Source organism: Hoylesella pleuritidis (assembly GCF_963541955.1).
In the GTDB taxonomy this organism is placed as follows: Bacteria; Bacteroidota; Bacteroidia; order Bacteroidales; family Bacteroidaceae; genus Prevotella; species Prevotella pleuritidis.
Window position 1 is genome coordinate 28,855 of record NZ_CAUTUT010000012.1, and the last position, 12,557, is coordinate 41,411.

Genomic DNA, 12,557 nt, shown 5'->3' on the forward strand with positions numbered 1-12,557 from the left:
GCCTATTTAAATAAATTAAAGAGTTGTTCGGAAATTAATTTACGACTATGATATCGGCATACAGCTTCTCTTCCTTGTTCGGCTATCTGTTCATATTTTTTCCTTTCCATTGGAATTTTCCGTAAAATGTCTATGGCTTCAGCCGTAGAATGGTATTCAATGCACGACTCTCCAGATTTTACGGCAATATTTTCTAAAGCATAGGGGGTACCTATCACAAGCAATCCGTTGGCAATGGCATCGAGCACTTTTCCCTTTGTACCCGTGCCGATAGATATCGGTGTAAGCTGAATATCGTGTTTTTTGATCTCCTTAATATAATCTGGTGCAAACCGAATATGCTTAACCTTCCATCCGCTCGTCTCTAAAATTTCTACGGATTGTTCCCAACCCTTTCCTAAAAACAGCAACTCATAGCAATCACGAATATCTCCCCCATCGGACAATACATCACTGAAAAGACACAGTTCTTTTACCAATTCTTCTGTATCTCGTTGCATATATAGATTACATTGTCCTGCTATGAGCAAACGTATGGAAGTATGAAACTCTCTGTTTTCAGCACTATCAACGACCTCATAATGGGGATGCCTGATAAAATAGGCCTGTAATTCGGAATTATGATCCACAAGGAAATCACGGTCTGCCTGCCCGACCAAATGGTATTTCACGTCTTTGCCATTCAAATAATGTTCTTCAAGTCTATAAAATTTACGGTAGTTAATTTTAGCTTTCAGTCTATCTGCACAACCATACAGTAACCCGGATTTCAACAATCTGTGATAATATAAAGAAGTACAATCTACTGTTGTATGTACACGTTTCAAACCGGAGAATTGGTTTATAACACGAGACATTTCTTCTCCATATACCCATATTCCATCCGGATGCAACCTCTCAATCTCTTTTATATAGAACGGAGATAATTTCAAATAATAGTGTAAAGGATACTTTAAGAATAAACGAAAGAAAAGTAAATGGAACTTAAAAAGGAATACAAACCACCTTGACAAAGGCATAATATGAATCTTTATCCCCAATTCTTTTTCTGCTTCACGAATCTTCTCGTCAGGTAATCTATTAATATTAAATGAATAGACTTCAACTTCGATTTTTTCCTTCTGCGTATCGCAAGACTCTGAATCGATAGCAATATTCGTACTTTCCGTCCCTGCATTACGGCGATAAAGCAGATGATAAGGGAGAGCAGATGTTCCGTTAAAATTCTCCCGATAAGGTGTCATATTTGATATTAATATGATTTTCATCTATTTATAACTTCCTCCAAATAACAGTAAATTCATATACCTATTATTTTTCAAAAATAAAACAGTATAGTATGATAAAAAAGAAAAGGCAATACCAATTATTGGTGTAAAAACAAAATCAATCAGAGTATATGATGCAAAATGATTAATCTTTGGACATAGTGTATAAAACAGACGCTCTAAAAGTAACGTCTGAACAACATAAATTCCCAAAGTATAACGCCCGACAGTCCCCAACCATGTAAGAATTTTATAAAAAGTACTATTTACCGGTGTTTTTCTACATATATAATAGATAATACCAATCATAGAGATTGAACCTGCAATACCTACAAAAAATTGACGAACCAAATCTAAAGGATGAGTAAATATGACTTCTGATGTAATTTGTTGCACAGGCTGAGCCATACCAATATATATTACGAGTATAAATAGTAATAGCGACATTGACGTTAATAGTAATTTGCAATTACCCCCCCCCCGCACATTTACTCTTATTAACAAAATAACCCATCCAAAACATTATAAGTAGAAAATTCACTTGTAATGTCCCTCCGTATGGAAGAATTAGAAAAAGGATTATCGAACTAAGACAGGCAAACCAGTCTGGCAAATAAAATCTTTTGAAAACGTAAACGATCAGATAACAAATAAATAGGGTCTTTAAAAACCATAGCCCTCCATATAATTCAGCGACAACGGTAGACAAGAAAATACTTTCACTTGCAAGAATAAACATCAAGCAAAGTGATAGCATTATTCCGGAGAAAGCCGGAATTAACAATTGTGTTGTCTTTTGCTTCAAGAAGTATTTAAAGTTTCTTTGAAAAGAAGATACAGAAAAATATCCACAGATAAGCATAAACAACGGCATGTGAAAAGAATAGATGATTGGCCTCAAATGACTTTCATAACCTATTGTCAAAGGATAACTATGCCCTATACAAACAAGTGTAATCGCAACAAACTTAACAACATCAAGATATAAGACCCTCTGTTTTATCACTGTCTCCATTTATTATGAGTCTTTCAAATTCTACACCTCCTATTTTTGCAGCATACTTAGGGAATGCACTTTTCCACATTCCGGGCCCAACAATATTATAAACTTTCTTGGCTCCCGCTATCAGATAGTAGTCTATAAACATTTTTATATTTTCAGTATCATTCGTTTCGTCGGTTGTACCAATATGGCGTATCTCTCCTGGCACAATATATACATCAGGGAGCTGTTCTCTGACATATTCCGTAAAACGATTGCTATCCGTAGCCAACATTATTCGATAAAACGGATATTTTGCCTTTATACATTTCATCTTTTCCACAGACAGATCCATCAACTCACGTTGCCGCACTGTGCATAAAGTGGGATTTATATCAAATTCTGTACGATCACCCAAAAGATTTAAGAAGCGAAAATGAAGCGTAACATAATCTTTTCCGACATCTTTCTTATAAAAATCTATATATTTTTGCAAATAAGCGGTAGGACGGAAGAGTTCATGATACAGTTTCCCCCAATCATAATCAACATCATACTTAGAATTTATATAATCAAGAGAGTCATAACCATAATAAAAATGTACTTCACAGTTCCGAACTTTAATAAGCCGGCAAGGATGCAGACATTCCCCATATAAGAAAAGGGGACGAGACGAAGGATAATGATAATTTAGTTCTGTTTGATTAATAGTCCAATCATATAGATTGGGTTCTAAATACCTTTCTAAACTAAAAGGCGAAGAGAAATTCAATTTAAACTCCTTTCCTTGGACCTTAGAAACTGCATATACAGAGATTGCTCCTTTCAAACGATCGAACATACCCCCATGAGGAAATTTTCCATCAGCCATAAAAATCAAACGCTCTCCAGCTACCTTACGTTGGGAAAAGCTAAACGTTCTGTAATATTTTAGAATCAGTCTCGGTTCTCGAATAAATAAATCCAAGAAATAAGCTATCCAATATTTAATCCTCATAGAATTTTTAAATCGTAATCTTTGAGTTCCACCCGTCTGAAAGCTCCTAAGAATATCTCTTTTGCTCCATTCCGACCATTCAGCAAACATAACAAAGCACGCAATGAATAATTTGCAGCATAATATATTCTTGCAAGTAGATAAGTCAGTGTATTCATATGTAGCTTTAAAACTGTAAAACTGCTATCCAGCATTTTCACCTGCTTCAAAACAGAGAAAGTCATACTTTGTTTCCCAAAATGAATAATTTTAGGCATTGGTAAAATAATCCGGGCTATTCCTTTCTTTTTCATTCTATACTGTAATTCACTCTCTTCACCATATAAAAAGATATTAGGATTAAAACCACCAATCAATTCAATTGTACGCCGTGGAACAAAAAGATCCGCTCCCGTTATCGCCTCAACATACTTAATTGAGTAGTCTTCTTTTTTTAACGTTCTGAAAAATCTTTTCTTGATAAACTCAGATACTGTAAATGCCGGAAAATCAAAATATGAAAGATTGTCTGCATTATTTTTATCTACAAGATAACAACCGTATACAGAACCATCATCGTTTTTCTCCGCATAATCGAAGAATTCCTTTATTGCATTGTTGACCAGTAAGGTATCAGAATTAAGCAAAAAAAAATACTTCCCTTTAGCCGCTTTCATCCCTATATTATTAGCAATACCGAAACCATAATTTGTATTATTATAAATGTATGTTGATAAACGTTCATCACTCTCAAAAAACTCTTTTGAGCCATCCTCAGACATATTATCCACCAAAATTATTTCATAGTCGACTCCTTGAGTCTTTTCTATAATACTATCAATACAGTCTGAAGTTAAAGTTTTAGTATTATAATTTACTATAATTACGGAAACGTCCATTTCAAGAAGTTTAAAATTTACCTAGTACCCATTTAAGATACTTAGTATTCAGAATAACATTAACTATCGTACAGAAAACAAGGGTGGCAATTACTATTAGGATACCTGAAACGCACCTCATCACACCAGAAACAATTACGTTTGACAAATGGGGTAAAAGCTTCAGTAGAAAATACATGTGGAAAAGATAAATAGTTAAAGACTCCCTGCCAATGTATTCCATTACTTTGTTTTGAGGAATCCATCTAGATACCGTAAAACAAAGGAATGTACCAGATATCGTTAAGATCAAGAATGCAGGAAGCTCTTTTATACCAACAGTTACGTGAAGTGTTACAAAGGGTTCATCACCTTTACATATCAAGTAAAACAATAAAAGCCCAATTGGATATAAAGAACTTAGCATAATAAGATTCTTAAATCTAAACAACATTACTTGATACCTATATATCAGCTGACCTATCCAGAGAAATGGGATGAGCACCAAAGTGTTTTGAAAACACCAAAAATTAAGAACTCCCATATCATGAAGAATAATTCCTGTAACCATTATTCCCAAAGACATCACCCCTAATAACAACATTGATTTACCGAAACGTTTCATTGCATAGTATACCAACTTAGCAAAGAAAAGCGATGTAAGAAACCAAAAACCTCCTGAAATAAAAAAGTCCTTAACTGCTTCGATATAAACTACAATGTTCATATTTCTACTTAAAAGAAAAGAACTCACTGGCGTGCCAACCACAAGTAGAAAATTAGGAATCATCAGAAGTTTAAAGTTCTTATAAGCAAAACTCCAGAAAGAAGAAGCATTAAATAAACTACAAAACCCTGTTATCACAAAAAATGCAGGCATAAAATAAGCCCGAAATAAAGGTCTCATACCATACATCCATTCCAATCCGTGAACTCCATTTTGTTCGGCAAAAACAGGGATATGATACACTATTACACAGATTATTAATAAGCATTTTGCAATATCTACCCAATGTACTCTTTCCTGTTTCATGGTTTTCTATGCATTCTAAATGATTTTATATAATTTGCGTGAATATGCGTATACCAACAAGGCCTCAATGAAAGAAGACAACATACTAATATATGCTGCATACAACACGGAATATCTTGTTAACAATAAGGATAAAGGCAGATGCACTAACGAAACTCCTACTGTCATATACATCAACTCTTTTGTCTTTTTGAAATAAAACAAAAAATTACAGAATTGCAAATAAACACATTGAAAGAAGCAGCTCATACAAAGAGGGAAAAGATATATAACAGAGTCCTTATAATTAGGGAAAAGAATGGGTATGAGAAGTCTGCATAAGATACAAAGTAGAAGAGAAAATCCTAAATAGAATACTAGTATATAGACAGTCTGCTTTCTCAATTTAGCCTTGACACCCTCTTGTCCGTACGATAACGACTTATATATATATACAGAATTTGATTTATTGAAAGCAGAACCTACAGAATATATAATAAAGGCAAAATTAATAGCAAAACTGAATAGTCCGACTGATGACGATGTAAAATGTGAATTAATAATATAGCGATCCATTCCTTGTCTGAGAAAACCGTTACTGCTATGTGGGATCAGTGGAATTCCATAAGATAATGTCTCCTTATAAATCTCCTTCGTCGGTTTTTCCAAGGTTAAATATTTTTTCTTAAAAAGCAGATATATCCCTATAAACAAAAAGGCTGTTGAAGTAATTATATTAGCTTCAACACGTCCATACCAATCTTGTTTTAACGCGACAACTAAAATTAGAGATGCACATATATTTAGTAATGTTGATATTATCGTAAAAACACCATACTTAATTGATTTTTCTTCTAATCTATATATATCTAGCAAGAGATTATACATCACTGATACAGCACATAAATAGACACACCATATCTGCATAGATAATTCTATATTGGCAATCCTCGTAAGAAATGGATAAAAAAAAGATATAGATAGCAGTAACAGACCTGATATTATGAGGGTTGTTAACAATACAACGTTTATGTATTTTAACAAAATTTCCCTTGTCACCTTGAAATACTTTATACTAACAATTCCCGATGTGCATAAACAGATGACAAATGAAACAACGCTCACACTTGTATAAAACAAGTTTAATTTACCATAAGAAGCGGGAAGTATATACCAAGATAGGATGATTAACAAGAAGAAATTGAGTCCTTGATTTAGGAAAGAGAAGAAAGCAAAGACTCCTCCATCTCTTATGGTTTTATTATGTAAGAGTCTGTCAATAAACTTATCCATCTATTACTCATTCAAAAGACTTTCGAAAGAAGCCCGTTCATAAGCATCTATATAGGAATCTTTTGTACGATTAATTATCTTGACATCACCCAAATAATCAGCAAAGTTTTTTAGATTCAGGTGACCAGTAAATGTTACTAATTGTGAAGATAAAAAATCTATCAGTTTGATAGGATTTCCTTCATAGTCTAACCAGACGTGTTCTACATCACCATAGTAATGACGATCTATCAAAACAACTTCATTCTTATCATTAACTCTGATATCTTTCATCCAAGAATGCTCAAGTCCTAAAAGATTAATCTCTTTATATCCATTCAATATAGCGGAATAAATTGCTCCAATACTGACATTCGAACCATTTGGAGATACCCAGCCCCTTTTATAAAGCCACATCTTCAATTTCTTTGCTTTTCTCAATTCAGGTTCCCAAGCATTGTTACTATATCTACAAACCTTGACAAAAGGATTTTTCTCGAAAGTCTTCTTCATATAGCTCGGGAAATTATATGGGATACAAATCGTTATATTCCAATCTATCTTTTGTATATTCTCCCAACATTCTTTTATACCCTTCTTTTCCGGTTGTTGCCAAAATATCATATCCACAATAACAAACATTCTGGGCTTTATACGAAAAAAGATTTCTGTATTTACACTTAAATTGACAGCACAAAAATCGACATCTCTTAGTTCACTTAAATGTTCTTCTATTTGAGTAAAAGTTGGTCCATTACCAAGTATACATAATCTATTAGCCTGCTTCTCTTTATCAAATTCATTTCTAAAATATTGGAACTGAATTTGATAAAACAAAGGCCTTCCTAATAAATAAAGATAATCCGAAAGGAAAGCTAATATAAAATGAACGATGTGACGGAATCTCTGTATCATAACTATTTATATCATAAGGCTATTATTATTCGATTTTTAAATCGTAAAATTTTTTATACCTACTACTTATTGATCTCATTAAAATTTTAATTGTCGCTTCGTAATAGAGCTTTGTAGAATTCTCTTTTAAATACGGATTTATTATAACCATTTGATCACTATTTATGGCCTTTTCAATACCCCTTATTATGTCATTAGTATTACAGCGCACATCAATAATGCTATTCCCTTTTACACGACCTGTTTGGCGATCACCAATATTTATTGTCAATGAGTTTAGTGATGGTACCTCAATAATTCCACTACTTGAATTACCTAACAATGCTATAGATTTTTTTACTAAATAATGATATGCATCAGGATGCAGGTTTTCGTAATAGCGTGTGTGCTTATGATTCCCACAAAATACTTGTATCCTTTCTCTAATAATATCTGATTTTGTATCGGCGTTTGAACCTATAAAACAAAATTCATAATTAGGCAAATACTTCTCTATAGCGGTTAAAAGTTCATTTACTTGGATAAGTGGGGACTGTACATTTAATGTTTCTGGATGGAATAACACCGTAAAACATCTCTTTTCAGGCAGTAGCTTAATGTCTTCATTAACCTGTCCCATATCTATAAAGAGACAATTCTCTGCTCCTAACGCTCCCAAATTAAACACCCTTGAAGGTTCTTCACCTAATTGTATTACCCTATTTCTATATTCTTCAGTAGAGGTAAAATGGAATCGGCTCATCTTGGTAATACTATGCCGTATGAATTCATCATAGTTACTCAAAGTAATTTCTCCACCATGTAAATGTAGAATAGGTAGATGTTGCATTGCAGCTGCGATAGCAACGGAAAAGATTTCATATCTGTCGCCAAGAATAATTACCAAGTCGTACCTGTTTTCTTCAAAATATTTACCGAACTGATCAAGTACAGCAGACATTGTCAATGTCGTATCACATAATCTTTCAACCTTTAAGGGTACAGGACATTCAAAACCAATATTAAAACCGTCATCTTGGATGATAGATTTCGCCTTACCATACTTAGTATCCAATAAAGCGCCTGTAATAAGTATAGATAAATCGATACAGTCATCCTCGTTCAGCAATCGAAGATAGGATCTTACTATACCATAATCAGCTCTTGAACCTGTTGCGAAACAGACTTTATATTTATGCATATATCTCAGCCTTCGTTCTTTATAAAATATACTAGTTATTAATAATACACAATGCGTAATAAAGATTAAAGGATAATCACTGTTGTACCCAAGAAAAGATACTAACTATAATGGGCAGAATTCAGACCTCTTTGAGATTCTCAATCGAAAAGACTCTCACGAATAATCCTTTTTCCCATCAAAATCTTAGCAAGTTCGTAATCAATAGAATGATCGACATCCACAGAGTCAATATCACTCATAATATAGGACAATGCCCGTGCACCAAAGAAATGTCCGTGCTTTAGGTATGCTTCGGGTTTCCCTATGAATATAGCTCCATTTGGTGAATAATAAGAATAACCTTGGCGACGATAACAGGAAAAGTCCTTGTCAAAATACTTAAGGCTTTCATCTTCGTCAATCATATTTACCAAATCTTTGTTAAATTCCAACTTCTTCATAGATACCAAGAAATCAAAAATTGCATATTTATCCTCAAATTTGGCTGCAGCTTCTTGTATATGATTAGCTGTACGTAGAGGAGATGTAGGTTGGAGCAAGGCAAAATAATCATAACGGGCATTTAGTCTATTTAGTACGTCCTCAATAACCATAAATGAAGTCGCTTGATCACTTGCAAGTATCTCATCTCTCAGTATCGTCTCTGCACCATATGACTCTGCAATTTCAGCATAATAAGTAGAATCTGTAGAAACTAATATTTTATCAAAGAGACCACTATCTTTTGCTGCGATAATTGAATAAGCAATCATCGGTTTTCCACAGAGTTCAATAATATTCTTATCTTTAAGTCCCTTGCTGCCAGATCTCGCTGGTATTATTGCCAATCTCTTCATTTTAATATTCTATGAGTTGATCTTCACTAAAGTCTTTGATTGCCTTAGTTCCCAAAACCTCATACCATTTCATAGGGCTAACACCGTTACCTGGCCGTTTACAAGTAATGTTGTTTTCAGATAGAATATCTCCTTTCCTAATGGTTGTTTTTGCAACGATAGACTTACGTGCAATATTGATATTTCTACGTTCAGATGCAGTTACTCGTTTTCCATTCCCTCCCGCAATAACTTCTATCCTCCTTACCGATTCACATAACAGAAGAAGTTCGTCTGGAGTAGCTGACGCTTTATGATCTGGTCCTTCAAGATTCTTATCTAATGTAAAATGCTTTTCAATAAGAACTATATTTTTCATACATGCGCCAATTGTTGCAACAGTTCCAATAGAGTGGTCTGAAAATCCTATTTTGAAATTAGGAAATTCTTGATGTAGCGTATCAATAGCACTTAGATTGACATCCTCATCCGGGGTAGGATATTCAGTATTACAATGCAAGATTGTAAGGTTTTCTTTTACTTCATATTGCAATATTGTATCTACAGCCTGATGAATTTCATCTATTGTTGACATTCCTGTTGACAGAATGATTCTCTTACCTGTGACCCTTATCTTAGCAATTCTTTCAAGATACGGTAAATTAGTAATCTCACCAGAAGGTATCTTCCAAATGGATTGACCACTTTGCTCCAGTAAATCAATAGACTCCATATCAAATGCTGTAGAGAATACGTCCAATCCTAAACTAATAGCATAGTCTCTTAATTTTTCATAATCAGCAAAAGGAAGTTCCAATTTACGTGTCATCTCAAGTTGATTTTCATTTTCTCCTGTAGTGATTTTCTGATAATCTGCCTTAGGAGCATATTTTGAAATGAGCGCAGAGGCTTTAAAGGTTTGAAATTTAACGGCATCTACACCACACAATTTCGCCTTTTCAACCATTTTTTTTGCAAGAATAGGATCACCACAATGATTACAACCTATTTCGGCAATAATATAAATATGTTGCATCTTTCTTATTTTTAAAAAGAGTTGTATTTATGACTATTTGAAATGATCTCTTTGGCTGGGACACCAACGACAGTTGTATTTGACTTGACATCACGAATTACCACGGCTCCCGAACCTACTAATGCCCATTTACCAACTGTGATTTGTCCATTAATAACGGTCCCGCTACCAATAAATCCTCCCTCTTCAACAATAACATCCCCGTTAAGTGTCGAATTAGTAGATAAATTAACATGATTATGAATATTGCAGCCATGTTCTACTAAAGCCCTCGTATTAACAACACAATTATCACCTACAATACATCCATGATTAAGTATGGCAAGTTTACCCACGAAACATCCTTCTCCCATAGTAGCATATTTAGATACTATAGCCGAATGATCTATAACATTAATGAGTGATAGATCATATAATTTTAATTTCTCAAACCACAACTTTCGTTTTGCATTATTTCCAATCGCAACAAAGAATACATAGTTTTTATAATGCTCTATATCTTCGACCTTATTTCCTATTATAGGATAGCCAAGATGCTCTGTCCCAATAGGTTTTATATCATCAAGGAAACCCTCCATCTTGAAGTTCATATAATCTACAGAATCTAAGACAGATTTAGCATATCCTCCAGCTCCAATAATAATTAGGCTTTTCATTTATTTTTATCCAATACTTTATTAATACAAATAATCTATGATTACATTTGTAATTATATCGGTATAAATCTGAGTACATCTTTCATATACATGATCAACATACAGTTTTACTGCATCATTAGTAAAATCGGAAACATTTCCCACTAAATTCTAAAAAAAAATTACCATTAGAATACGAACAATGACTCTCTCGCGTATTCTCTCACCCCAAAGCAAAACGCTCAATAACTCTCTAAAAGAATGTTTATTTTAAAGTTAAACTTCCTTTTCCCTGAATGAGTATCTCACATCAGGATAAACTTTCTTTTCTGAGAACCGTCTCCGCCGTAGGGTATTTTGTATACCCGCAGAGTTGCTGATTACCAGATATTATATCTCTATTTCGCCTGCAAAGATAGGCCTTTTTTAGCAACAAAACAACATTTAGAGAGATATTTTAACACAATATTAAAATATGACAATAAATAGTTCACTTTTACTTATCCCCCATTCACCCGTTCAAAAAACGTGAGTACGGTTTCCCACGTTTTGAATTCATCACTTCCAAAAGCAATTCCAGTGCCCATAAAATCTTTATCGGGAATGGAAGCAATGAAATAATCGCCATAAAGAAGGGAATGACGGTTGCAGAAAATGACACGATCGTGAGCAGGCGTACTCAGGTATTGCTCCGCCCACTGCTGTGTCTGCGTGAGATAAGGATGATCATCGGTCGGAGCGGGAGCAACGATATAAACATCATAATGCTCTATCAAATAATCATAAACCTTATTGAGACTCGACTTCGGTTTGCCATACACATCGGCCAATGTATCAACACTGATATAGACGATGCTCCGTTCCCGTCCTTCCTGCTTATCATCCATCCAACGGACAACAGGTATCACGCCGTGCATCAGCGATCGGTCATCCAACCGATGAACGCCGTGGAAATGTATTGCGTTGGTATAATGACTGCGAAACAAGTCAAATGTATGTACTGTGGTGTCTTCATCGCCGAAGAGACCATATACGCGTTGCTGCTCCTCGGGCGTGACATCAGAAAAACATTGTTCGGTAATATCCTTATATTCCTTGACCAAGGCTTTCGTGACGATAAATTCCTGTACACCGTCTGCACGCAGATTTTGAAACGTTTGCTTACCCATCATATTGTGTTCGTGCATTGTTTTACCCATCTGAAAGGCCGGATTCACTAATATCCGGTCATAACCATAGAGCATTTCAGCATACATTCCACCCATAGATGTACCAATAATCAAATCGGGCTGTTGCTCATTACACACCCGGTGCAACAGTTCCATTGCCTCCGCAGGATGCAGCGGCAGATCATAAGCAATAACTTCGGCATTGGGCAAAGCACTTTGAATACGAATCACCGTACCCGATCGGGCCGATGAACCAAATCCGTGAACATACAAAATCTTCTTCCCCGCCATCAGATCGGGATATTGTTTGATATATGGATTTTCCATTTTGCTGATATATTTCATACAGGTACATCTGCAAAATTACAGAAAAGAGATGAAAAGAGGTCGCATTTGAACTGACAAATACGACCTCC

13 protein-coding genes are annotated in these 12,557 nt (G+C 34.6%); all 13 read right to left on the reverse strand.

What is annotated here, in order from left to right; all coding sequences use genetic code 11:
• Window positions 1-2 precede the first annotated feature (2 nt).
• The 13 genes from RWY97_RS06460 to RWY97_RS06515 all read right to left on the reverse strand — a co-directional run bounded on the left by RWY97_RS06460 (window position 3) and on the right by RWY97_RS06515 (window position 12,468).
• Complete coding sequence (locus RWY97_RS06460) at window positions 3-1,268, reverse strand: glycosyltransferase (RefSeq protein ID WP_024992238.1); 1,266 nt, start codon at window positions 1,266-1,268, stop codon at window positions 3-5.
• A complete protein-coding gene (locus RWY97_RS06465) occupies window positions 1,269-1,715 on the reverse strand; it encodes a DUF418 domain-containing protein (protein WP_315566196.1) in 447 nt (148 codons plus the stop codon). It lies immediately after the preceding gene.
• Window positions 1,716-1,737: 22 nt separating this feature from the next.
• Entirely contained in the window at window positions 1,738-2,283 is a 546-nt protein-coding gene (locus RWY97_RS09925; RefSeq protein WP_051522084.1) for an acyltransferase family protein, read from the reverse strand.
• Entirely contained in the window at window positions 2,246-3,247 is a 1,002-nt protein-coding gene (locus RWY97_RS06470; protein WP_315566197.1) for an O-fucosyltransferase family protein, read from the reverse strand. Before RWY97_RS06470 ends, RWY97_RS09925 begins: the two co-directional genes overlap by 38 nt.
• The gene (locus RWY97_RS06475; RefSeq protein WP_315566198.1) at window positions 3,244-4,125 is read right to left on the reverse strand and encodes a glycosyltransferase family 2 protein; all 882 of its coding nucleotides are present in this window, start codon (window positions 4,123-4,125) and stop codon (window positions 3,244-3,246) included. The genes RWY97_RS06470 and RWY97_RS06475 overlap by 4 nt, the downstream gene beginning before the upstream one ends.
• A gap of 10 nt (window positions 4,126-4,135) precedes the next feature.
• The gene (locus RWY97_RS06480; protein ID WP_024992235.1) at window positions 4,136-5,137 is read right to left on the reverse strand and encodes an acyltransferase family protein; all 1,002 of its coding nucleotides are present in this window, start codon (window positions 5,135-5,137) and stop codon (window positions 4,136-4,138) included.
• 15 nt (window positions 5,138-5,152) lie between these two features.
• Window positions 5,153-6,409, reverse strand: a complete 1,257-nt coding sequence (locus RWY97_RS06485; protein ID WP_315566199.1) for a lipopolysaccharide biosynthesis protein — start codon at window positions 6,407-6,409, stop codon at window positions 5,153-5,155.
• A 3-nt stretch (window positions 6,410-6,412) separates the two neighbouring features.
• Window positions 6,413-7,303 carry a hypothetical protein gene (locus RWY97_RS06490; protein ID WP_315566200.1) on the reverse strand — a complete coding sequence of 297 codons (891 nt, stop codon included), beginning with the start codon at window positions 7,301-7,303 and terminating at the stop codon, window positions 6,413-6,415.
• 25 nt (window positions 7,304-7,328) lie between these two features.
• Window positions 7,329-8,483 carry a UDP-N-acetylglucosamine 2-epimerase gene (neuC, locus tag RWY97_RS06495; RefSeq protein WP_315566202.1) on the reverse strand — a complete coding sequence of 385 codons (1,155 nt, stop codon included), beginning with the start codon at window positions 8,481-8,483 and terminating at the stop codon, window positions 7,329-7,331.
• A 140-nt stretch (window positions 8,484-8,623) separates the two neighbouring features.
• The gene (locus tag RWY97_RS06500) at window positions 8,624-9,322 is read right to left on the reverse strand and encodes an acylneuraminate cytidylyltransferase family protein (protein ID WP_315566203.1); all 699 of its coding nucleotides are present in this window, start codon (window positions 9,320-9,322) and stop codon (window positions 8,624-8,626) included.
• Window position 9,323: 1 nt separating this feature from the next.
• The gene (neuB, locus tag RWY97_RS06505; RefSeq protein WP_024992234.1) at window positions 9,324-10,337 is read right to left on the reverse strand and encodes an N-acetylneuraminate synthase; all 1,014 of its coding nucleotides are present in this window, start codon (window positions 10,335-10,337) and stop codon (window positions 9,324-9,326) included.
• A gap of 11 nt (window positions 10,338-10,348) precedes the next feature.
• Window positions 10,349-10,993, reverse strand: a complete 645-nt coding sequence (locus RWY97_RS06510; RefSeq protein WP_024992233.1) for an acetyltransferase — start codon at window positions 10,991-10,993, stop codon at window positions 10,349-10,351.
• A 479-nt stretch (window positions 10,994-11,472) separates the two neighbouring features.
• The gene (locus tag RWY97_RS06515) at window positions 11,473-12,468 is read right to left on the reverse strand and encodes a YqiA/YcfP family alpha/beta fold hydrolase (RefSeq protein ID WP_315566205.1); all 996 of its coding nucleotides are present in this window, start codon (window positions 12,466-12,468) and stop codon (window positions 11,473-11,475) included.
• Between the last annotated feature and the right edge of the window lie 89 nt (window positions 12,469-12,557).

Excerpts from the sequence above, each read along its gene's own strand:
- RWY97_RS06460 (WP_024992238.1), bottom strand. The coding sequence starts at position 1,268 with ATGAAAATCATATTAATATCAAATATGACACCTTATCGGGAGAATTTT.
- RWY97_RS06465 (WP_315566196.1), bottom strand. The coding sequence starts at position 1,715 with ATGTCGCTATTACTATTTATACTCGTAATATATATTGGTATGGCTCAG.
- RWY97_RS09925 (WP_051522084.1), bottom strand. The coding sequence starts at position 2,283 with ATGGAGACAGTGATAAAACAGAGGGTCTTATATCTTGATGTTGTTAAG.
- RWY97_RS06470 (WP_315566197.1), bottom strand. The coding sequence starts at position 3,247 with ATGAGGATTAAATATTGGATAGCTTATTTCTTGGATTTATTTATTCGA.
- RWY97_RS06475 (WP_315566198.1), bottom strand. The coding sequence starts at position 4,125 with ATGGACGTTTCCGTAATTATAGTAAATTATAATACTAAAACTTTAACT.
- RWY97_RS06480 (WP_024992235.1), bottom strand. The coding sequence starts at position 5,137 with ATGAAACAGGAAAGAGTACATTGGGTAGATATTGCAAAATGCTTATTA.
- RWY97_RS06485 (WP_315566199.1), bottom strand. The coding sequence starts at position 6,409 with ATGGATAAGTTTATTGACAGACTCTTACATAATAAAACCATAAGAGAT.
- RWY97_RS06490 (WP_315566200.1), bottom strand. The coding sequence starts at position 7,303 with ATGATACAGAGATTCCGTCACATCGTTCATTTTATATTAGCTTTCCTT.
- neuC (WP_315566202.1), bottom strand. The coding sequence starts at position 8,483 with ATGCATAAATATAAAGTCTGTTTCGCAACAGGTTCAAGAGCTGATTAT.
- RWY97_RS06500 (WP_315566203.1), bottom strand. The coding sequence starts at position 9,322 with ATGAAGAGATTGGCAATAATACCAGCGAGATCTGGCAGCAAGGGACTT.
- neuB (WP_024992234.1), bottom strand. The coding sequence starts at position 10,337 with ATGCAACATATTTATATTATTGCCGAAATAGGTTGTAATCATTGTGGT.
- RWY97_RS06510 (WP_024992233.1), bottom strand. The coding sequence starts at position 10,993 with ATGAAAAGCCTAATTATTATTGGAGCTGGAGGATATGCTAAATCTGTC.
- RWY97_RS06515 (WP_315566205.1), bottom strand. The coding sequence starts at position 12,468 with ATGGAAAATCCATATATCAAACAATATCCCGATCTGATGGCGGGGAAG.